The organism is Nocardia sp. NBC_01503, assembly GCF_036327755.1.
Taxonomy (GTDB): Bacteria; Actinomycetota; Actinomycetes; order Mycobacteriales; family Mycobacteriaceae; genus Nocardia.
In genome coordinates this window covers 5502813-5524789 of record NZ_CP109596.1, presented here as the reverse complement: position 1 = coordinate 5524789, position 21977 = coordinate 5502813, and the positions used below count along the sequence as shown (strand labels likewise).

Here is a 21977-nt window from a genome sequence, read left to right as displayed (position 1 = left end):
CCGCCGAGGCGGATCGGTGGAGGAAGTCATCGAGCACCACATAACTCAGCGTGCCACTTCTTAGGCCAGACCCAATGAGGCCACATGCCGTTCGCTCCGGATCAGATGCCGTCCAAGCGACCGGACATAGCACCTTGAACCTTTAGGATCACGAGGCCGTCCAAACCTACGGCCAGGAAACCACCTACCCAACAGATGCTATGCACTGGGGCACCAAGGTGCACAATGTCGACCAGCTCGTGCCCAACTGAATCCCAGAACCGCACCGTCCCGTCATAGCTGCCAGAGGCCAGCAGCACTGAGCCGTCTGACATAGGCACCGTCGCCAATGCGTTTACCCCTTCGGTATGACCTACGAGCCGACTGACACACGGATCCTCGCCGCACGGATCCCACAACCGCACCGTCCCGTCGTTACTACCAGAGGCCAGCAAGCTGCTTCCGTCTCGCATCGGCACCGCCACCAACGCGCGCACCGACTCACCTTCAGCGACAACGGGATATCGGCAGGGCTGCTCACTGCTCGGATCCCACAATCTCACTGTCCCGTCGTTGCCACCAGAGGCCAGCAAGCTGCTTCCGTCTCGCATCGGCACCGCCACCAACGCGCGCACACCCTGAGTGTGGCCGACCTGGGGGTCTTTCAAGAATTTTTCGGTAACTGGATCCCAGAGATGAATTGTAGAGTCACTGTGGCCGGAGGCGAGAACATCGCACGTCGCCGACATTGATACAGACGCCAATGCACGCACCCTGCATGAGGCGACCCAGTTCGGATCGTATGCGCGGGAGCGTGGTGTAAATAGCTGTCTGCGGAGTCTGTGTGTATCCAAGTCCCACACCCGCACGGTCTGGTCACTACTTCCAGAGACAAGAAGCGCAGCTCCGGTCGGCATCGGCAGCGTTGCAAGCGCGAGTACGCCATCTGAATGGCCGACCAGAGGATCTCCGACGGGTTCACCCGTTTCGGGATTCCATAGCCGCACAGTCCGGTCGTCGCTGCCGGAAGCAAGAAGGATGTGACCATCCGGACTTGGCACTGCTGCCAACACGCGGATCCAGCTGGTATGCCCGGCTAGGACCTGCTGGCCCGTTTGACGAGGTGGCATCGTAGCGGCGTGAAGCTCGACTAGCCGTCGACGGCCTACTGACGTCGAATTACTTCGAAGCACTCCGGTTTGACGCACGGTCGCGAGTTGAATTCCGAGACGGCGGTCCAATATATCCAGAGTCTGCAACCACTGAGAACTATCTACGATTCCACTGAACACCGAGGGAAGTCGAAAATTGCCATACGCGCTGAGAACGGCATCGGACGCTACCGTACTGGGGTTGAATACCGCAAGGACGTGACTCCACTGCTCCAGCACTTCCCAACCCGTTAGACCGGCCTTGCCAACGTGAGCAGTAATCAGCTCTCTGAGATAAGGATTTATCGGAGGATTTCCGGTAGCAGAGCTTCCAACTACCCGCTCAACCTCCATCAATAGAAATTTCACTATTGCCAGATGCGCACTGCGGTCATGCAATGATGGAGTCGTCTCGTTCGTGAAATATTCAGCGAATGTTCTATGCGCAAGCCGATAGACAGTCTGACCATATTCACGATCAGCAAGGACATACGGTGCCGCGTCTCTGGTCAAGCGATCGATATCGCCATATTCGATTCTTTGCCCGGGCGCGAGTGCACGTGCAACGGTTATCCATATATTGTCCGCAACAGGTAAACCTCGCCCGCGGGCATAGGCTAGCGCGCGCAGAAGCGGGATGTGCGTCGGATGCGCCGCATCCAGTCGATCGACGGCGATTCCAAATAGCCGACGATGGCGGCTGGCAACCAGGTCTGCCCATCCCTTGGGCGAGTGGCGCGTTGCATCAGCCAGGATCTCATGAACGATCAGACGAGCAAAGAGAAACTGCGGAGCTTTTCGATATGCCGCTTTGGAAACCCTTTCAATATTGAATTTCGACGACAGCGCACCTGTACGTACCGCAACCCATAGTCGATTTCGCATATAGTCAGCAACAGCTTTCGAACTTCGATCAACTATCAAAATACGGTCGCCGTGGACATTCAATGCAGTCAGCAGATTAACGTCGGGGGCGGGAAGATCGGGCTGCTCCCAAGTACTGGCACGGGTTCCAATCAACATTCGAACATTCGGAACCGAAGCGATTTTTCGCAATACATCATGGGCAACAATCAACGGTGAAACTGCCTCATCAAGAGCATCGCACAGAATTACCAGAGGTCCAGCGGTTTCGAGACGTGACGTCAACCAGGAAACCAGTAACTTAATATCAAGCTCAGATGGCGGCATGACACCGATCCCATCTGCAATCCTGGATACAACCTCAGCGGGCGAGGCACCGGTCAAATGCAGTACAAGACTAAATATGTTTTCAGGTGGACGCTCATCCTCCGGGGAATCATTCAGCAACTTCGCCCTTAGCAAAGCCGTTCTGAGAGTCGAATTAGCATTGACGACCAGGTGGCCGAGCAATGCAGATTTTCCAGACCCGGCAGGTCCAGTAACTACAAATAGACCAGACGATGATCGTTTAAGCCAACTAACAATACGTCGCGTTTCTTCATGACGGCCTTGAAAGTACCAGCATTGCTCACCGAGCATCGTTTGCTTAAATGGAAGCTCTCCGCCATGCGCCTTGGGTAGGAAATGACGAATTTCATCGGATGTCAGCCCTTGGAGAGCATCGTTGAGTTCGGCAAGAGTTTCTAGATCTATATTGACCAGCATCGCATGGCGTCGGCGCAGGACAAGATCGAGTAAGAGCTTTTGCTCGACCTCGGCACCCATCTTTTCAAGATGATAGGCGAGCTGCCGCAAAGGAATCTCATAATCAGTTGCACAGGTGACAGCAAGAATATGCCGGATACTGTCGCTAAACGCACCCAGAGTGGTCGCCCCCTCACCACGCAAACCACCTACGAGGAGAAGAGCACGATCACCTGGCCGATCCGCGACAGCAGCCTTCAGCAGCCGAACGAATCGCTTGGAACCACATGCGTCGATAACGACAATCATCCATGAGTCAGGCTGGACGGAGCGTCTGCGCGCTATCGCATCAGCGAGGAGATCAGGGGTTACGCCACTTGAGCGGACCGCCCGTGGACTCCATGCGTGCGCAAGCGCCGCCCGCTCATCATCAGACCAACCATGACCTACCCAGTACAGGATCGTCTGAGACGATACCGACGCCGACCATTCCGCTAAACGGTCGTTAACCGCATCTCCACCGCGGTCACACATTTCGGTATCCCATTCGATGACGTTGCAGGAAAATGCGGCCAGGATTTCTCCTATCGCGTTCAATTCTCCTTCGACATCGAGGTTCTCGAAGTGCTTATACTCCCCAATGGCGATCGGAAAGAATTCCGGACGAATGCTCACGTCTCCCATCCCACAGTCAAGGCCAAGACCAAATTGTCATATGCAAGATTTGATCGAAAACCGATTGCTGACACCATTTACCCTGGCTCTGCATAGCGTACGCTCGAGCGACAATGATCGGCTCATTACATTGAAACTCATCGTCCAGATGATCACGTCATAAGACAGATCCGACGCAACATTCCGGTCGGTATTCCAATCGGCATTGAACCAATACAGACAATGATATCCGGCAGGTCACGCTTCGCTACAGATCAATTCCGATCAGCACCTATACGGGGCATACCCGACAAGTCGGGTGTGATCGCGGCCTTCAGCACCTGCACCGATACATGTCATGCCGTCTAGAGGCCTTCCGGCAGACGCGCCGCCAGTCAAGAAATTTCCGTCCGGCGAACGCCTGTTTCGACCAGGATGAGGTGCATGCCTGCTGAATGGGGATTTCCTGATGCGGATCCAGTTATCAACGTTGCTGCCAGACCATGGGAGCGGTCGGACGTCGTGGATTCTTGGCGGGTGTCGGCGCGACTAACGGAGGACGCGGTGGTTGTGATCCCAGGGATCATGGGCACCGAGCTTGTCGACACCGCTACAGGAAAGCTGTTGTGGGGGTTGCAGCCGGGGCTATTGGCGCGGATGTGGCTGACATCGAAGGCGAACCTCGCACCGTTGGCGGTCGACCCCAGCAGGAAGTCGACGGTGCGGCCCGCTCGGCTGCTGCAGTTTCCGACACTGATGCCTGGGTTGGCCGGAATCGAGCCATACACCAAGCTGGTATCAAGCCTGCGGGCGGCAGTACGACATCCAGACGCAGTGCTCGAGTTCGGCTACGACTGGCGCCTTTCCGTTTCGACCAATGCCGATCTACTTGCCCACGCTATTTACGAGCACATCAGGTGGTGGCGGCAACGATCAGATCGGCCACATGCACTTGTCCATCTGGTGGCCCACTCGATGGGCGGGCTGTTATGCCAAGCACTCACGACTATTTCAGGGGCGTTCGACTATGTCGGATTGGTGATCACGCTGGGGGCACCGTTCGAAGGCGCTGCCAAAGCCGCGGTCCTGCTTGGCACCGGAAGCGGCGCGCCGGTCCGCGCGTCAGGACTCAAGCCGGTCGCTGTCACGATGCCCGGTATCTATGACCTGCTACCCACCTACCGCTGCGTCGACGAAGACATCGAGGTGCGCCGACTGACTGCTGCCGATGTTGAATCAATAGGCGGCAGCAAAGTACTGGCCGAGGAGGCACTACAGCACCGTGACAGAGCACGGGCTACGCCGATTCCGAGGCATCGAGCAGTTATCGGAGTAGCCCAGCCCACTATCTGCACCCTCACATTGCACACGACGCAGGTGGTAGAGCCCCACTACTACAGTTTCGACGTCGACGATGACGGAGAGCTGCTGCGTGATCGCCACGGGATACCCCGACAGTTCAAAGGACTAGGTGATGGGACTGTACCCCGGAACTCCGCACGACCCTGGCACGACAAGGAACCACATCCGCTTCCGCAGCAACATGGGCCGATCGCCCGCTCCGACGAAACGATCGCGTATGTCCTGGATCGATTGCTGAACCGCGATACCGGACCGCGCTTGGCTGGGGACGGAATTGGAATCCGAGGGCCCGAAATTGCTGAAGTCGGTATCGAGTTCGAGGTCGAGGTCACCGGTGACGTCGAAAGCCCAAACGATGTCAGGGCTTCCGTGATCGAGACCGAGACCGACGAACAGGTGACCCGGCCATTCGCAGCTACCCGAGCTGGTCGGATTGTTGTGCCAGTGACGGTTTGGCAGCCAGGGCTCTACCGGATAGCAGTCGCCGGAGCAGGCACCACGCCTGTGACGCAACTCGTGCTAGTCGTGAGCGCGACAGCGGAGCATGATCGATAGCTCGGGAAGCGATGCCATCCGCCGGATCACGACTCTGTCGGCATCCGCGCCGACTCGACGGCTTCGCCGTCTCCAGCCGCGCCGGACGAATCGGCGTTGTCCGCCTTGTGCAGCCGCAACCACATTGCCGAGGCCGCGAGTACCGCGATCACCCCCAGCACGCCGAACACACTGCCCACGCCCACGTACTTCTGGACGCAGGTCGCCACTCCCAATAGAAGTAGCAATATTCCAATTACGAACAGCGACTGGACAATCGCCAGCTGATTTCGGGTCACCTGGATTCCTCGAACTCTCCGGCCGAGCGGCCGCCTGCGATCGTCGCATGGACGCGGGACATCCGGAAGGGGAATGCCGGGTGGCAATCCGAATCCCGCGGTGCGAAGGTCTCGAAGATGATTCGGTTGCGGTGCCGATTTGTCGGATGGTTTCGATGTTTACGATGAAATTAGCTCCGCCTATAGAATTATCTTCAGAGGTCTCGCGCTCTTGATGAACTTTCTTCACACTCTCCTTGAGTGGTCGTCCGGCCACACGTGCTGACATTCAGGAGTGGCGAATGAGGATCGGGATTCCCCGCGAGGTGAAGAACCATGAGTATCGGGTCGCTTCCACGCCCGCGGGTGTGCGCGAGCTGGTACATCGGGGACATGAGGTCTTCGTCGAGAGCGATGCCGGAATCGGATCCTCGTTCGACAATGCGGCCTATCTCGACGCCGGTGCCCGGGTACTGGACACCGCGGATGAGGTCTGGGGCGCGGCGGAGCTCGTTCTCAAGGTGAAAGAGCCTGTGGCCCAGGAGTATTCGCGGATGCGGGACGGGCAGCTGCTCTTCACCTATCTGCACCTTGCGGCATCGCGGGAGTGCACCGATGCGCTGCTGTCCTCCGGCATCACCGCCATCGCGTACGAAACCGTCACCGGCACAGACGGTTCGCTGCCACTGCTGGCCCCCATGAGCGAGGTGGCCGGGCGGCTGTCGGCGCAGGCCGGGGCCTATCACCTGATGCGCAGCGGTGGCGGCCGCGGTGTGCTGCTGGGTGGCGTACCCGGGGTGCGACCGGCGCGAGTGGTCGTCATCGGCGCCGGGGTGGCTGGGCGCAATGCGATCGCCGTCGCCCACGGTATGCGCGCCGATGTCACCGTGCTGGACCTGAATATCGCGCGCCTGCGCGAGATCGACGACCTCTATCAGGGCCAGGTCCGCACGGTCGTATCGAATCGGACCGAGGTGGAGACGCTGCTGCTCGAGGCGGATCTGGTCATCGGCGCGGTACTCGTACCAGGCGCGAAGGCTCCCACCCTGGTATCGAATGCCCTTGTCTCACATATGAAGCCGGGTTCGGTACTGGTCGATATCGCGATCGACCAGGGCGGCTGCTTCGCGGACTCGCGACCCACCACCCATGGCGAACCCACCTACCGGGTGCACGATTCGATCTTCTACTGCGTGGCGAATATGCCCGGTGCGGTCCCGCACACCTCGACCGTCGCGTTGACCAACGCCACCCTTCCCTACGTCGTGGCACTGGCCGACAAGGGCTGGCGCGCGGCCACCGCCGCCGATAAGGGCCTGGCCGCCGGGCTGAGCACCCACGCCGGTGTCCTGTTCTCGGAATCCGTTGCCGCGGCGCATGGTTACGCCGCCGAGAGTCTGACGGTCCAGTAGCTCACAATGATTCGGGGCTGCCCGCCGCCTGAATATGCTCGAAGATGAGAATGGTCTCGGTGGAGGCGACCGCGGGATGCGCGCTGAGATGGTCGAGCACGAATCGCCGCAGCGCATCGGAGCTCGCGGTCGCCACGTGAATCAGATAGTCATCGGCCCCGGCGATGAAGTACACATTCTCCACCTCCGGCACCGCGGCCAGCTGCCGCCCGAACTCCGCCAGATGACTCCGCGCCTCCGAATGCACCCGCACCGCGATCATCGCCTGCAGGTCCCGGCCGAGCGCGGCCGGATCGATATCGGCATGGAATCCGCGAATCACCCCGCGCTCCATCAGGTTTCGCACCCGCCCCAGACAGGTGGAGGGTGCGATCCCGGCCGCCGCCGCGAGTGCGCTGTTGGTCATCCGGCCATCACGCGCGAGCTCGTCCAGTAGCACCAGATCGACAGCGTCGAGCCCCGAGGAAGCACGCACCGGTTCCACGGCCCGTGGTGGTCGCGAAGAATCGTTGCCCATCTCCGCACTGTATCGAAGATTATTCGAAACTATCCGCGAAGATCAGCGTTGAACTCTGTCCAGCGGCGACCCGAGCCACGGGCCGGGAACCGGTCGACAGACCTACCCGAGTCGGCGAACGAGCAGCGGTTGCATCCGATCCCATAGTGGGTCGGCCAGGGGCGAGTTCGAGCGGTAGGACACCCGCCTGCTCAATTGGCGTTCGGCGATCCGCTCCACCAACAGCGGAATGAACTCGCGGACCCGATGTCCCTCGAAATCGCGATGTATCCCGCGGACTTCCTCACCGACGACCCCCGCCGTCAGATGAGGGAACTTCACGGCCAGTCGGCTGACGAGCTCGCCGATCTGACGCTCCTCTTCGGATGCCGTCATGCTCTGGTTTCGCCTCCATACGCAAACGGGTGACGCCGAGCCATCCAAATCCTCATCGGGGTGTCCGGCGACGGCCCGCACGGGCCGCATGCGAGAAGTGTCATCGCAACCGGCGAGCATTTCTCCCGCGAATCCCTTTGTGGCACAGGACGTCAGCGAATCGGCACCGGAGGTCCTCGACAACGACACCTGCAAGCGACAAATGAAATTGCAGGTGCAATGGCGTCACCGGACGTGGATGGTTCCCCAGCAGCCCTTACCCGCGCTCCCGGACACCCAGGGCGTCATGAGTTCGAAGGGAATCTCCCCCGGTGGCTGCGGGCCGACCTCGACGCGGGCGCGCGGGTTGAAGTACGCGCTCGGCAGGATCACCCTGATCCTCAGTGCGGGAATTCGGAATTCGGATTGATCGGTGAATTGGAAGCCGGTATCGATATCGATCAGGAAAGGGGTGTCCGCGGGAGCGTCGACATCGGTTGTCGTGCAGTAGCCGTTGTGAAATCCGAGCTGGAGAATCGGTGGCGGATCCGCGACCGCCGGGGCCGCGCCGAGCAATGCGAGCACGGTACCCGACATCGCCCCGAGTACGCCGCGATGAATGCCCCTCATGGTCGATCCCCTTCGTTCCCGACCGATGGGACATCGGTCATGTCGACTTGCGAACCAGGGCCACTCGCCGGCGTCGGCGGCGACTCCGCACCGGTTCCACCCGGCGTCGCGGGCGACCGTAGCGCAGCAACTCCATCAGTAGATCCTCCGCCGCGCGGTATCGCGGGATATCCACCCGGAGCCGCCAGCGGACCTCCGGATCACCGGGCTCCAGCACGGTCGCGCGCACGGGCAGCACATAGCCCGCGATTCCCGCATCGGTCAGCGCGAAAAGCACCCGGTAGACCTGCGATTCATCCAAATCCGCGAGAATGCCCCAGGCCCGGGCGTCGAGCCCATTGGACAGACCGCGAGACGGCACCCAGTGCCCGGTGCTACGGACGCCGGACCACGGATCGGGAACTTCGCGTGCTGTGGTCATCGCTCCAAACCTGCCGATCGGTCCATCCTCATCATGAGGATACCCAGCTGAGCCGGTGAATCGGCGACAAGAGGTTGACAGCGGAGAGCGATGGTCGGCAGGATCTACGAGGCGCAATTGTTGTCACGGTAATTGCAGCGAAGATCCGGTTGTCGGCGAACCGCATAAACGCACGGTCGCTCGGCAGCGCTCGGAGACTCACCGGACGCGGTGGCATCCGCGATCCCATCTCGCAATTCGGAACGAAAAACGTACCGACGCGGAGGTTGGAATGTCTGATCGCAATAAGGGCCGAAAACCCGGCCAGATGGCGAATAAGGTCAAGAAGGACATGAAGGACCAGGGCCAGCGCATGGAACGCGGCATGGACCGGATTGCCGACGATGCCAAGCAGGACATGGACCGCCTGACCGACGGTATGAAGCGGGAAGCCCAGCAGGCGCGGTCGCAGATGCAGGATATGGGCAAGGATATGAAGGAGCGGCTCCAGCACCACTGACCCGGCGCCGAGATGACAATGGCCGGTTCATCATTCGATGAACCGGCCATTTGTAGCAAGGCGATCCGCGCCGCGCTCACCGGCTCCCGCGCAGGCCGAGAGATTCGAGATCCGCACGCAGCGCGGCGATTTCGGTATCCCGCGTCGCCCTGGCATGGGGTGCGATCGCCACCCTGCCCACCCTATTGCGCCAGTTGCTTCTTCGAGGCGACGACGCTGCTGATAGTGGTGATCACCAGCACGCCGCAGATGACCGCCAGGGAGACCGGGGTGGAGATCTGGGGTGTGTCCGCGCCGGACTCGTGTAGGGCGTGCAGGACCAGTTTGATGCCGATGAAGCCCAGGATCACCGATAGGCCGTAGCTGAGGTGGACGAGCTTCTTCAGCAGGCCACCGAGGAGGAAGTACAGCTGACGCAGGCCCATCAGGGCGAAAGCGTTGGCGGTGAAGACGATATAGGGGTCCTGGGTCAGGCCGAAGATCGCCGGGATGGAGTCCAGGGCGAACAGGATGTCGGTGGTGCCGATCGCGAGCATGACCACCATCAGCGGGGTCAGGATCCGCTTGCCGTTGCTCTCGATGAAGAGTTTGGTGCCGTGGTAGCGGTCGGCGACGCCGAACCTGCGCTCGATGGATTTCAGCAGGCGGTTCTCCTCGAACTCCTCATCCTCTTCCTCGGCCCTGGCCTCCTTGACGAGTTTCCAGGCCGTGTAGATCAGGAACGCGCCGAAGATGTAGAACACCCAGGAGAAGCTGGAGATGATCGCGGAGCCGGCCCCGATGAAGACCGCTCGCAGCACCAGAGCGATCAGGACGCCGAACAGCAGTACCCGTTGCTGCAGCTGCGAGGGCACCGCGAACTTCGCCATGATCAGCACGAAGACGAAGAGGTTGTCCACGCTCAGCGACTTCTCGGTAATGAAACCGGCGAAGAACTCGGTGGCGGCCTGGGGCTCTCCGAAAGCCAGTAGCCCCACACCGAATACGACAGCCAGCGCGATCCAGACCACGGTCCAGATGCCGGCTTCCTGCATCGAGACATCATGGGGCTTGCGGCCGATGAAGAAGTCGGCGGCGATGAGCACCCCCAGACCGGCCAGGGTCAATACCCACATGGTCAACGAGACATCCACTAGACACGCTCCCCTCAGTGGGCACGACGCTACTCAAATCGACCACAAAGGTAAAGAGATTCCCAAATAATAGTCAAATTTCCTCCCCGGTTGTAATTGACTCGAAGGTAAATTACCTTCGGGTCACTTGCCGATCCGGTCGAAAGAGGACAGCTGTGACACGCTCGTGGTGGGGCTGGGGAAACATCGAAGACGCGGTGACCGGGTCCGAGCGCGCGGCGCTCACCCGCCGGGTGGCCGATATGATGCCGGGCGCGGATCTGTCCGCGCATGAGCCGCCCGCGCTATCCGATCTGACAGTGCGCGATTCGCGAGTTCAGGCGCCGGATGCCTTGGCGGAGATGGCCTCCCAGGAACTCGGCGACCGGGTCGTACACGGACACGGGCAGGCTTTCCGGGATGTGGTGCGCGCCCTGCTCGGCCGGGTGGAGAACGTCCCGGATCTGGTGCTGCGCCCACGTACCGAACAGGACGTGATGGATGTGCTCGACTGGTGCGCGAACGCGCGTATCGCGGTGATCCCCTATGGCGGAGGCACTTCGGTGGTGGGCGGCGTGGAGCCGCGCGGGGTCTCCGACTACGCCGGGACGGTGTCGCTGGATCTGGGGCGGTTGAACCGGGTCGTCGAGATCGATCCGGTGAGCCGGGCGGCGCGGATCCAGGCGGGCATGCTCGGTCCGGACCTGGAGCAGGCGCTGCGCCCCGAGGGGTTGACGCTGCGGCATTTTCCGCAGTCGTTCGAATTCTCCACTCTCGGAGGATGGTTGGCGACGCGGGCGGGCGGGCACTACGCGACCGTCTATACGCACATCGACGATATGGTCGAGTCGACGCGGGTGGTGACGCCGATCGGGATCAGTGAATCCCGGCGGTTGCCGGGGTCGGGTGCGGGGCCGTCGCCGGACCGGATGTTCCTCGGCTCCGAAGGAATCCTGGGTGTGATCACCGAGGCGTGGATGCGGGTGCAGGTGCGCCCTCGCTGGCGGACGGGCGCATCGGTGCTATTCGACGATTACACCGCGGCCGTTGCCGCGACCCGCGTTATCGCACAGTCGGGACTGTTCCCGGCGAACTGCCGACTACTTGATCCGGTCGAGGCGTTCCTCAATGCCGGAACTCCCACCTCCGGCGGGGTGCTGGTGCTGGGGTTCGAATCCGCGGATCATCCGGTGGGCGAGGCGATGTCGCGGGCGCTCGAGATCTGCCGCGACCATGGCGGACGGATCCCCGACGGCATTCGCACCGTCGACTCGGAGCAGGAGTCCGCGCATGCCGGGGCGGCGGACACCTGGCGGTCGTCGTTCCTGCGGATGCCCTATCAGCGTGATGCGCTGGCCGCCCAGTCGATGATCGTGGAGACCTTCGAAACCGCTTGCACCTGGGACCGTTTCGACGAGCTCCGGGCGGCGGTGCACGCCGCGGCCACCGGCGCCTTCCAAGCCCTCGGCATCACCGGTGTGGTGACCTGCCGCTTCACCCACGTCTACCCCGACGGCCCCGCACCGTACTTCGGCATCTACGCCGCGGGACGCTGGGGTCACACCGTCGAACAATGGGACGAGATCAAAGCCGCTGTGTCACAGGCATTGTCGAGTTCGGGTGGAACGATCACCCACCACCACGCCGTCGGCCGCGACCACCGCCCCTGGTATGACAACCAACGACCCGAACCATTCGCGGTCGCCCTGCGCGCGTCGAAATCGGCCCTCGACCCCACCGGCATCCTCAACCCCGGCGTGCTGATCGACCCCGCCCACGATGCGCCGTGAGCCCCGCCGGAACCAAGGGCGTCCCGCGTGCACAACGCGAACGGCAAATCCTCGACATCGCGACAACCGAGTTCGGCACCCGCGGCTACGCCAACGCATCGGTCATCGCAATCGCCACCGCCGCAGGGGTTTCCAAACCGCTCATCTACACCTACTTCGGCTCCCGAGACGGCCTGCACGCCGCCTGCGTACAGCGCGCGGGCGAGACCCTCGTCGAAGCCGTGGCCCGAGCCCAAGTCGTGCACGGCGCACAGGGCAAAGCCCTGGCCACCCTCACCGGCATCTTCCACGCCCTCGACGGCCGCACCCAGAACTGGCGAATCATCTACGACACCACCCTCCCCCGCCCCAGCGCCGCCCACGACCGAGCCCGCACCTACCAGGAAGCCCTCAACGCCATGGGCTCCCAAGGCGTCACCGAAGTCCTCGCCGAAGCGGGCATCACCACCCCCGAAGACCAATCCCTGCTCCTGGCATGGTGGTTCAGCATCGTCTCCACCACCATCACCTGGTGGACCGACCACCCCCACCTCACCCCCACCGCCATGACCAACCACTGCCTGCGCGTATTCACCGCCCTCAATCAGAAGGGGCAAACACTGCGCGCAGATGATTAGAGGCTGGTGGACGCGGTGGCGAATTCACCGGCGCTCGCCAGGGCGATGTCCTCCTCGACCTCGTGCTGGGTCAGGGGGCGGCCGTTGGCGCGCAGGCCGAATCCGGCCAGCAGGGCGGCTACCGCGAAGAAGCCCGCGCCGGTGAGGAATGCGATGCGGTAGGCGCCTTCGGCGGGCAGGACCACCACCGCGCCGTTGGCGAGACCGTGGCGCAGGGTGTCGCTGGTGAGGATGGTGACTACCAGCGCGCTGCCGATGGCGCCGCCTACCGTGCGCATGATCGAGTTGATCGAATTGGCGATCCCGGTCTCGTGCGGTGCCACATTGGCGACGAGCAGTGCGGGCATGGCGGAGTAGGCGATCGCGATGGCGGCATTCGCGATGACCAGTGCGACAACAACTTCCGCGCTGGTCGTATGCAGCAGCGCCAGGGAGGTGAGGGCGCACAGGCCGATGACGCTGGCGAGCAGCAGTACGTAGCGGGGGCCGATTCGCCCGACCAGGCGCCCGGCGATCGGACCCATCAGCACCGAGACCACGGCACCGGGCAGCATGAACGCCACACTGGTGCGAAGCACCGAGGCGTCGAAACCGAAACCGGTCAGTGCCCGCGGCGTCGCCACGAAGTAGGTCGCCCCCAGGAATACGCTGAACATCGCGAAACCGACACAGAAGCTGGCCAGGTTGGTCATCGCGACCGGACGGTGCGCCAGCAGCGACGTCGCCACCAGCGGCTCACGCAGCTTGGACTGCAGCAGCAGGAATCCGGCCAGCACGATGGCCGAGGCGATGAACAGACCGATCACTCCCGCACTGCCCCAACCCCATTCGTGGCCCTGGGAGATCGGCAACAGCAGGCAGACCAGACCCAGGCCCAGGACCGCGGCACCCACGTAATCGACTCGGCCGCCCTGACCCGCGCGGCGCGGCAGGGTGATGAACGCCAGCACCAGCACCACGGCGGTCAGCACGACACACAGCCAGAAGATGCGGCGGTAGTCCGCCCCGCCCTGCGTCAGCAGACCCGTCGCCACCAGGGCAACGCCGCTGCCCACACCGAGAGTCGAGGCTGTGACGGCCAGCGCCCCGGTCAGGCGTTCGGCCGGGAGTTCGTGGCGCAGCACGCTGATAGCCAGCGGGAACAGACCGAAACTGGCTCCCTGCAAAGCCCTTCCGACAATGAGCAGGTCGATGCTGTGCGCCGAGGCGGCGAGCACGCTGCCAGCCAGTGTCGCAACCAGTGTCGCCAGCACGACCGGCTTATGGCCGTAGACATCGCCCAGGCGCCCGAGCAGCGGCGTCAGCGCCGAGGCGGCCAGCATCGTCGCGGTCGTCACCCATCCGACCGTCGTCGCCGAGACGCCGAGCTGCATGCCGATCTGCGGCAGCGCGGGTACGGGCAGCGTCTGAACCAAGGCCAGAAGGAACACGGTGCTGGCCATGGTCAGCACGATCGCGGTCGGCGAAGCGGTACGCCGAAGCTCGAGCGGGGAGGTCATTGGTGGGACCCTACGCTGAAATCGACACCATGTCGATTATGATAGACGCCACGTCCAGTATGGGAATGGGAATCGCTCTATGGTGTGGTCATGGCGCAGAAGGGCGGACCCAAGGTGAACCAGACCCGAAGCACGACCGAGGGAATCCGACGCCGCGGCACACTGTCCAAAGGCGATCAGCGCGAGGCCCAGATCCTGGACGCGACCCGCCACCTGCTGATGAAGAAGCCGATGGCCAACCTGACCGTCGACGACATCACCAATGCCACCGGCATCTCGCGCACGAGCTTCTACTTCTACTTCCCGTCCAAGCAGGCGGTGCTCGCGCGCCTGATGGAGGACGTGAGCGACCGCTACGCCCAAACCCACGTATGGCTGCCCTCCACCGGCCCGCAGCGAGAACTCCTGCACGACCAACTCACCGGAGCAGCCGAGATCTGGCACGACAACAGCACGATCCTGGTCTGCTCGCTGGAGGGTTACAACAGCAACTACCCGCCGCTGACGGAGTTCATCGCCAGTATCCAGAACCGGTTCACCAGCGCGCTGGCCGCCAAGATCGACCGCGATCGCGCCGCCGGGCTCGCCCCCGAAGGGATCGACTCGGCCACACTCGCGGCGCTCGTCGCGCTGATGCGCGACGGCCGACTCTCACAGCTCTCCGCGGCCCCCGAAAGTGAAGTGACGCAGGGCATCGACGACCTCGTCGAGGCGATCCTGCGCCTGATCTACGGGCGACTCGATTGATACGCCCGGCAGCGCGCTAACCGATCGGAAGGGCGCTGAGGATCGGGGTGTAGGCCCAGTTGAGCATGCGCTCGGCGTCTTCCTTGGCGGCGATGCCGCTGCCGGAGGAGCTGTGCAGGACCACACCGATGAGTGGGATTCCCGCACGGACCGTTTCGAACAGCAGACAGGAACCCGCGGCGTCGGTGGAGCCGGTTTTGATGCCGATCGTGCCCGGATAGGCGCGCAGTAGGAGATTCGTTGTCTCCCAGAGGTGTTCGCGGTTGGCGGGGCCCGCGGGCAGGTGATGGCCGCGCGACCCGGCGATCTCGCGGAATACCGGGACGCTCATCGCTCGCAGACCCAAGGCCACCAGATCCGCCGGGGTGGAGTAGGTGGCGTAGTCGTCGGGGACGGGCAAGCCGCTGGGGTCGGCGAAATATGTTCCGGCCAAGCCCATTTCGCGTGCGGTGTGGTTCATTCGGGCAATGAAGCCGTCCTGGCCGGGGCCGTACGCCTCGGCCAGGGCATGAGCGGCGTCGCAACCCGAGGGCAGGAGCAGGGCGTAGAGGAGCTCGCGCGTGGTGATCACCTCACCGGCTGCCAGGTCCGCGGTACTGCCGTCATTGCGGACGCAGTAGGCGATGCTCTCCGGCGGGACCGTGACGGTCCGTTCCAGGTCACCGGAGTTGATCACGACCAGTGCGGTCATCACCTTGGTGATGCTGGCGATCGGGAGCCGGGTATTCGGCTCGCGCGACCACAGGATCGTGCCGGTGATGCCGTCGGCGAGCGCCGCCCCGGGCGCCCGCACTCCATCCAGTTCACCGGTGGGCCAGGGCAACTGCGCGAAGGGAGCACTGGTGGCCGGTGCGGCGGCGATGCCTTGGCCGACCGCGACGATCAGCACCCCGGCAACGGCAGCGTGCAACACTCGGGCAAATGTTCGCATGGGCACACATTGTGCACCGCACCCCCGCCAACCAGCGGGATTTCACCGTCGGGACGACGCGCCGCCGGACCTCACCGCGGTGCGGGCAGGACGGGCTCGGGGAGATCGCAGCGTTGCAGGTCGTATTTGGCGATGCGTTCGATGCGGGTGCTCGCGAAACCGAACGCCTGGACGATGTTGTGGCGGAAGCGGGTGAAGGTCAGCGGCGCTCGGGTCGAGGCGATGAGGTCCTGGGTGGCGGGGCAGGACAGGGCCGTTCGGGCCTGCTCGACCTGGTTCTCCTTGATGTGCGCGGCCATCCACGGGTGCAGGGCGACGACGCCGGTGTCGGCGACCACCCAGCTCGCGTCGAGGTTCTTGTCATGGCCGATGCGTCCGTCGGTGAGCCGATCGGTGTGCGCCGCAATGGGATACGCCAAACCGACCGGGTCCAGGACACGTACGTTCAAGGGCACGTTCATGCTCGACATGCCGAGGTTCAGGAAGAAGACGGTATGGCCCGTGCCGCCGGGCGGGATGGGCTCCGGCGGCGGGATGACGTACCAATAGGTTTGATCGGGCAGGTTGATCACGAGCCCGCCGTTCGGGGTCTTCGCGATATCGCGGACCAGGGGGCGCATACGCGGGAAGTCCAGATAGTCCTCGGCGCGAATGGGGTGATCGTGGCCGCTGTTGAGGACGTAGTAGATACGCTCGTCGACAATGCCGCTGGCCCGGATCTTGGTGCCGGAGGTGATGGCGGTGGTGTCGGCCGCGAACCAGGCCCAGCCGATCGTGCCGAGGAACGCCGCCAGGACCACCGCGAAAGGCCAATCGAGACTGGGGCGTTCATGGCTCGCCGGCTCCGTCAGCAATCGGATGGGCAGCACCATGACCGGCATCAAGAGGCAGAACAGCTGTGGCAGCAGCATGCGGCCGTGCATGAAGTCCCCGCCGACCCGGAGCTCATAGGCGGTGAGCAGGACGCCGCTGCCGACCATGAGGGTCACGACGGCGATCGGACCGTGCAGCCAACCGCTGAAACGGTGAATCCTATTGAGCAGTAGCGTTTTCCGGTCCAGCCGCACCGAGCCGCCGTCGACCGGAGCGCCAGCCGCACCGGGCATCCGCTGCTCCCACAGCACCACGGCGGCCCACACCGCGAGCACCACGAGCGGTACCCACAACCAATAGGGTCCGACCAGATCCTGGAGATAGACGAACCCCTGCTTCCATTTGGCGCCGCCGGCCTCCTTGGCGACCGCGGTATTCGGATACGGCAGACCGTAGTAACCCATCCGCCAGATCTGATACGAGACCGGCACGAGCCCCGCGACCACGATTGCCAGTCCGCGAAACACCCACGGCCGCAACCGAGTCGACGGAACCGGAGCGCACAACAGCAGCAACAGTGCCAGCGCGCCCACCATAGCGAGCTCCGGGCGAATCAGCGGAGCCAGACCGGCCCAGCTCGCCGCCGCGAAAAACATTGCGGGCTTTACCGTGTGCTGCCGCGACCAACGAATCATCGACCACCACAGCACCGCCAGCCAGAACAGGACCAGACAGCTCTCCAACCCGGAACTTGCGTAATCGCGGGCCGGTGGCAACGCGATATAGACGAGCGCCCCGGCCGGCACCAGCAGCGCGGATCCCGTTCCGCCCCATAACCGTGCCGCGCCCACCATGGCGATGACAACGGCCAGCACCGACAGCGTGAGCGAGATGCCGAGCACCACGTATTCGAGCCGCAGCCCGGTCAGCCAACTGAAGAACCATACGACATAGGTCCAGGCCGTACTCGTATTGGTCTCGACCCGTTCGTTCATATTGAAGACGGGTCCATTGCCTGCCAACAGATTTCGTACCGTGCGCAGCACGATCAGTCCGTCGTCCGCGATCCAGCGGCGCTGCCACGCACCGGATGCGAAGAGTGTCGCGGTCAGCATGATGCCGCCGAGCAGTACGGCGCGCGAGAACCCGGACGGGCCCGATGCCTGCGCGGGGCGAAGTGCCGATGATTGCGCGACGGTGGCGTCTTCCGCCGGGGTCCACTCCCGCGCAACGTCGAGCGAAATGGACAGTGTCACTTACAGCTCCGTTCAAGGAGAGGTTCGCGAGAATCGAGATCGACTGTGCCGAAAGCGCGATGAGATCCGGGCTCGGCGTCCGGGTGTGCGGGCAGGTCACGACGTCGCGTGATCACATAGATCGCGGTCGCGATGAGCAGCATCGGATAGCACGCCGCGTACACGGGCACCGCGATATACGACCACCAGTCCGGAATGTCGTCGCGCGGCAACATGAACAGTCCGATGCCGATCGGGTGCGGTGATTCCGCCAGTGGCGGCCGGTCCGGATAATTCCACCACCAGCAGAAACTCACCGACAGTACGACCGCGAGCGGCACCCAGCGCCCGGGATCGACGGCGGTGCGCACATGGTGGATCGCGAGAATGAACAACGGCATGAACCACACCCAGTGATGCCCCCACGAGAACGGCGACGCGCACGCCGAGGTCATACCGGCCACGGTGATCGCCAGCAGTACGTGCCCCGACCGGTAGGCCAGCGTGGCGGCGTAGAGCCCGAGCGCGATGACCGGTATCGCGGCCGCCAGCCACATCCACATCGGCGGCGTGTACACCGTCCCGATCCGGAATCCGTCCGCGTCGAGGAACCGAAGCAGTTGTGCGACAGAGCCGTTGATCGATTGATTGCCGGGTGAATCGACCGCGCCCACCCGCCCGGAGGTGGTGACCTGCGCACCCCAGTAGGTCCAGGCGTCACGCGGCCGGGTCAGGAATCCGATCCCGATGGTGGCCGCGAAGGTCGCGGTCGCGATACCGAGGGTGCGCCACTGCCGGGTGCACGCCAGGTACAGCAGAAAGAACGCGGGCGTCAGCTTGATCCCGGCCGCGAGTCCGACACCTATCCCGCGTAGCCGGGCATCGGCCGGGCGCGTCAGATCCCATACGATCAGCAGGACGAGAAAGACATTGATCTGCCCGAGCCAGATGGTCGAGCGCACCGGCTCCAGCGCGGTGCACACCATGGCGAGCAGGGTCGCGAAAACCCAGGTGCGAGCGGTGTTCTCATAACGCAGCACAAGCAGGCACCGGGCGACCAGGGCGACCAGGGCGACCAGGATCGCGATCCACCAGAGCACCTTGGCCGTCATCACCCCGACCAGCGCCAGGGGTACGAAGACCAGCGCCGCGAACGGCGTGTAGGTGAACTCCATTTCCCACACGATCGGCCCGCGATAGAGCGGACTCCGTTCCAGCAGCGCCTGTCCACCCGCACGGTAGACCTGAAGATCCAGATCGCAGCTGAAGATTCCGTAGTACGGGTTGCTCATCGGCAGCGCGAAAACATGCCACACCAGGACCGCGACCGCGGCGATCGCGCAGACCGTCAGCATCGGGGTCGTCACCGCGAAACGGTCGATGGTCCTGTTCGAAGGACGTCTTCGTGCCGCGGGCCGTACGAGAGAGCACATCGGATTCCGATCCGCGCGCTCGCTTCACCTCGTGTTCGAAAAGCCGCACGCAAAATGTTCGGCCGAGGCCGAGAATCGACCTGGCAAACCAATGAAAGATCTCAACCGAGGCTGAATAGTAGCGGCACTTTCGCGATAGTTTGCGCCACGAAACACCCAAAATCGGCATATCAGACCAGGTTTATTGCCAATTCCGAAACTTCGCTGGTGACGGTCCCACACGGTCGTCAAATCCTCGACCGCACGGCGAGCGACCGTCCGGCTAGCGATGCGGAGACATCGCGGCGCAAGCTCGGATGGGGCGCGAGGCGAACACCTTGCCGGACGTGCGCCGTTGGGTGCACGGTCGATCCGAGAGCGCGGGATGTGCGACTGCGGGCCCGGTGTCGTCAGAGGTCGAGTACGAGACGTTCACCCGCACAACGTGATACGCAGATCAGTAGCTCGCCGTCCGAGCGTTCGTCCGGGGTGAGGGCGGTGTCGCGGTGATCGGCCTGCCCGTCGAGCACCCGGACCCGGCAGGTGCGGCAGAAGCCCTGCCGACACGAATACGCCGCCGCGGGACGGGCTTCGAGTACCGCGTCGAGGATGGTGCGGTCGGCGGGGACGGTGATCACCTCGCCGGTACGCGCCAGCTCGACCTCGAACGCGATGCCCTCCACCACCGGCGGGGCGGAGAAGCGCTCGGTGAACAGGGCGATATCGGGGCGGTCCCGCAGCGCCTCGACAATGGCCTGCGTCATGGGCGCCGGTCCGCAACAGTAGATCGCGGTCCCCGAGCCGATACCCGCGAGAAGTGCCGTCGCGTCCGGTATTCCGTGGGTGTCGTCGGTCCGCACCGTCACTCGATCGCCCAGTGCGGTCAGCTCGGACAGGAACGGCAGGGCGTCCAGGCTGCGCCCGGTGTAGCTGAGCGTCCAGTCGATGCCGGCCCGCTGCGCCATTCGCGCCATGGGCAGAATCGGCGTGATGCCGATGCCCCCGGCGACGAAATGCACACGGGTGGCCGGGCTTCCGATGCCGCGCGGTACGAAGGGGAAGGCATTGCGCGGTCCGCGCACGGTGATCCGCGTGCCCGGTCCCAGTGCTTCGTGCACCTCGAGCGATCCGCCGCCGCCATCCGGAATGCGGCGCACCGCAATCCGATACGCGGTCCGGTCGGACGGATCGCCGCAGAGCGAGTATTGCCGCAGCCGCCCGGACGGCAGTTCGACATCCAGGTGCGCGCCCGGCCACCAGCGCGGCAGCACCCCGCCGTCGGGTGCGGCCAAACGCAGCGCGACCACATCCTGATCGTGGGCCACGATCGAGCGGTCGGTGATCACGAGGTCGATCCGGCGGTCGTTCTCCGGCGCCGGAGGCGACCTGCGATGTACGCGTTCGGCCCATCCGATCCGGGTCCGCACGATGCCCGAGAGCGCTCCCATGAACCGATCGCGTTCGCGGCCGCCGTAGAGCGGGGCCGGGATCGGCTGGGCGCTCACGCTGCCCGCCTGGTGGCCGGGGAGGTGGCCAGATAGGCGACCGCCTGGGCGGTGGATCCCATATTCGACGGGCTGTACCAGGGGTTGAACATGCTCAGCATGCCCCAGAGCAGGGAGGGAACGCCGGGCAGCGCGCCGCGCCACATGGCACCGAGAATGCGCACGGTAAGCCGGAAGTGGCCGAGGTTCGGCAGGTTCGGGTCCTGCCGAATGAGGAATTTCGCGCCGCGCAGCATCAGCAGCAGAAAGATCGGGAAGGCCAGCACGATCGGCAGGGTCCGGCGCAGATAGCCGATACGGAAGTAGGCGGCGACGTCATGTGCGACATTGCGGTGCTCGACCTCCTCCGCGCCGTGCCAACGGAACAGATCGGCCATCCGCGGGTCGGCCCGATGCCGCTCCAGATCCGCGTTCAGCACCCAGACACCCAGCCAGGCGAAGAAATGCTCGAGTACGGCGATCACATTGAGCCGCTCCAGCAGTCGCTGATGCCGCGCGATGGGGTTCGCGCTCTCGTCGGGGCCGAGTAGACGGCGGAAGAGGAACTCCATCTGCTCCTGGTAGGGGCCGATATCGATGCCGTGGACGCGCAGCACCTCTTCCAGGACCTGATTGTGGGTTTCGGCATGCATGGATTCCTGGCCGATGAATCCGATCATCTCCTCGCGCAGCTTCTCATCGCGTACCAGTGGCAGCGCCTCGTTGAAGGTGCGGCAGAACATCCGTTCGCCTTCGGGCAGCAGCAGATTGAACGCGTTGATCACCATCGAGGCGACGGGCTCGTCCGGCATCCAGTGCAGCGGGGTGTCGGCCCAGTCGAAGGTGACATTGCGGGCCGCGATGGCGACCTCGCCGGGTTCGGTGGGAACTCTGTCGTGTTGTGGCATGGATTCGGCTCCGGGTGGGGCGGGCGGGCG

General features: G+C 63.6%; 19 protein-coding genes. 6 read left to right on the top strand and 13 right to left on the bottom strand.

What is annotated here, in order from left to right:
- Window positions 1-101 precede the first annotated feature (101 nt).
- Window positions 102-3413, bottom strand: a complete 3312-nt coding sequence (locus tag OHB26_RS25065; protein ID WP_330179699.1) for a hypothetical protein — start codon at window positions 3411-3413, stop codon at window positions 102-104.
- 423 nt (window positions 3414-3836) lie between these two features.
- Here OHB26_RS25065 and OHB26_RS25060 point away from each other — a divergent pair, with 423 nt between their 5' ends.
- Entirely contained in the window at window positions 3837-5309 is a 1473-nt protein-coding gene (locus OHB26_RS25060; RefSeq protein ID WP_330179698.1) for an esterase/lipase family protein, read from the top strand.
- A 26-nt stretch (window positions 5310-5335) separates the two neighbouring features.
- Here OHB26_RS25060 and OHB26_RS25055 read toward each other — a convergent pair whose 3' ends face one another.
- Window positions 5336-5587: a hypothetical protein gene (locus OHB26_RS25055; RefSeq protein WP_330179697.1), complete on the bottom strand. Its 252-nt coding sequence runs from the start codon at window positions 5585-5587 to the stop codon at window positions 5336-5338.
- A gap of 281 nt (window positions 5588-5868) precedes the next feature.
- Here OHB26_RS25055 and ald point away from each other — a divergent pair, with 281 nt between their 5' ends.
- Window positions 5869-6978: an alanine dehydrogenase gene (gene ald / locus OHB26_RS25050; RefSeq protein ID WP_330179696.1), complete on the top strand. Its 1110-nt coding sequence runs from the start codon at window positions 5869-5871 to the stop codon at window positions 6976-6978.
- Window position 6979: 1 nt separating this feature from the next.
- Here ald and OHB26_RS25045 read toward each other — a convergent pair whose 3' ends face one another.
- The 4 genes from OHB26_RS25045 to OHB26_RS25030 form a co-directional block, all read right to left on the bottom strand.
- Window positions 6980-7495: an Lrp/AsnC family transcriptional regulator gene (locus OHB26_RS25045; protein WP_330179695.1), complete on the bottom strand. Its 516-nt coding sequence runs from the start codon at window positions 7493-7495 to the stop codon at window positions 6980-6982.
- Window positions 7496-7597: 102 nt separating this feature from the next.
- Window positions 7598-7870 carry a three-helix bundle dimerization domain-containing protein gene (locus OHB26_RS25040; protein ID WP_330179694.1) on the bottom strand — a complete coding sequence of 91 codons (273 nt, stop codon included), beginning with the start codon at window positions 7868-7870 and terminating at the stop codon, window positions 7598-7600.
- 225 nt (window positions 7871-8095) lie between these two features.
- Complete coding sequence (locus OHB26_RS25035) at window positions 8096-8479, bottom strand: hypothetical protein (protein ID WP_330179693.1); 384 nt, start codon at window positions 8477-8479, stop codon at window positions 8096-8098.
- A gap of 37 nt (window positions 8480-8516) precedes the next feature.
- Complete coding sequence (locus OHB26_RS25030; protein WP_330179692.1) at window positions 8517-8900, bottom strand: hypothetical protein; 384 nt, start codon at window positions 8898-8900, stop codon at window positions 8517-8519.
- Between the two features lie 271 nt (window positions 8901-9171).
- On the opposite strand from OHB26_RS25030, the gene OHB26_RS25025 reads away from it, so the two are divergent.
- Window positions 9172-9399: a hypothetical protein gene (locus tag OHB26_RS25025; protein WP_330179691.1), complete on the top strand. Its 228-nt coding sequence runs from the start codon at window positions 9172-9174 to the stop codon at window positions 9397-9399.
- Window positions 9400-9581: 182 nt separating this feature from the next.
- Here OHB26_RS25025 and OHB26_RS25020 read toward each other — a convergent pair whose 3' ends face one another.
- Window positions 9582-10532 carry a TerC/Alx family metal homeostasis membrane protein gene (locus OHB26_RS25020; RefSeq protein ID WP_330179690.1) on the bottom strand — a complete coding sequence of 317 codons (951 nt, stop codon included), beginning with the start codon at window positions 10530-10532 and terminating at the stop codon, window positions 9582-9584.
- A 155-nt stretch (window positions 10533-10687) separates the two neighbouring features.
- Here OHB26_RS25020 and OHB26_RS25015 point away from each other — a divergent pair, with 155 nt between their 5' ends.
- Together OHB26_RS25015 and OHB26_RS25010 are read left to right on the top strand one after the other, a co-directional pair.
- Window positions 10688-12301, top strand: a complete 1614-nt coding sequence (locus OHB26_RS25015; RefSeq protein WP_330179689.1) for an FAD-binding oxidoreductase — start codon at window positions 10688-10690, stop codon at window positions 12299-12301.
- Window positions 12298-12918 (top strand): TetR/AcrR family transcriptional regulator, encoded by a 621-nt coding sequence (locus OHB26_RS25010; RefSeq protein WP_330179688.1) that lies wholly within the window; start codon window positions 12298-12300, stop codon window positions 12916-12918. The genes OHB26_RS25015 and OHB26_RS25010 overlap by 4 nt, the downstream gene beginning before the upstream one ends.
- Here the strand turns inward: OHB26_RS25010 and OHB26_RS25005 are convergent.
- On the bottom strand, window positions 12915-14417 hold the full coding sequence (locus OHB26_RS25005; protein WP_330179687.1) for an MFS transporter: 1503 nt from the start codon (window positions 14415-14417) through the stop codon (window positions 12915-12917). The genes OHB26_RS25010 and OHB26_RS25005 overlap by 4 nt on opposite strands.
- A gap of 90 nt (window positions 14418-14507) precedes the next feature.
- On the opposite strand from OHB26_RS25005, the gene OHB26_RS25000 reads away from it, so the two are divergent.
- Window positions 14508-15164 carry a TetR/AcrR family transcriptional regulator gene (locus tag OHB26_RS25000; RefSeq protein WP_330179686.1) on the top strand — a complete coding sequence of 219 codons (657 nt, stop codon included), beginning with the start codon at window positions 14508-14510 and terminating at the stop codon, window positions 15162-15164.
- Window positions 15165-15180: 16 nt separating this feature from the next.
- Here OHB26_RS25000 and OHB26_RS24995 read toward each other — a convergent pair whose 3' ends face one another.
- The 5 genes from OHB26_RS24995 to OHB26_RS24975 form a co-directional block, all read right to left on the bottom strand.
- Entirely contained in the window at window positions 15181-16095 is a 915-nt protein-coding gene (locus tag OHB26_RS24995; protein WP_330179685.1) for a D-alanyl-D-alanine carboxypeptidase family protein, read from the bottom strand.
- A gap of 71 nt (window positions 16096-16166) precedes the next feature.
- Window positions 16167-18164 carry a flagellar motor control protein ZomB gene (gene zomB / locus OHB26_RS24990; RefSeq protein ID WP_330179684.1) on the bottom strand — a complete coding sequence of 666 codons (1998 nt, stop codon included), beginning with the start codon at window positions 18162-18164 and terminating at the stop codon, window positions 16167-16169.
- On the bottom strand, window positions 18161-19510 hold the full coding sequence (locus OHB26_RS24985; protein WP_330179683.1) for a glycosyltransferase 87 family protein: 1350 nt from the start codon (window positions 19508-19510) through the stop codon (window positions 18161-18163). The genes zomB and OHB26_RS24985 overlap by 4 nt, the downstream gene beginning before the upstream one ends.
- Before the next feature lie 455 nt (window positions 19511-19965).
- The gene (locus OHB26_RS24980; protein WP_442943039.1) at window positions 19966-21003 is read right to left on the bottom strand and encodes a PDR/VanB family oxidoreductase; all 1038 of its coding nucleotides are present in this window, start codon (window positions 21001-21003) and stop codon (window positions 19966-19968) included.
- Window positions 21004-21056: 53 nt separating this feature from the next.
- Window positions 21057-21947, bottom strand: coding sequence for a metal-dependent hydrolase (locus tag OHB26_RS24975; RefSeq protein WP_330179681.1), 891 nt, complete (start codon window positions 21945-21947; stop codon window positions 21057-21059).
- Between the last annotated feature and the right edge of the window lie 30 nt (window positions 21948-21977).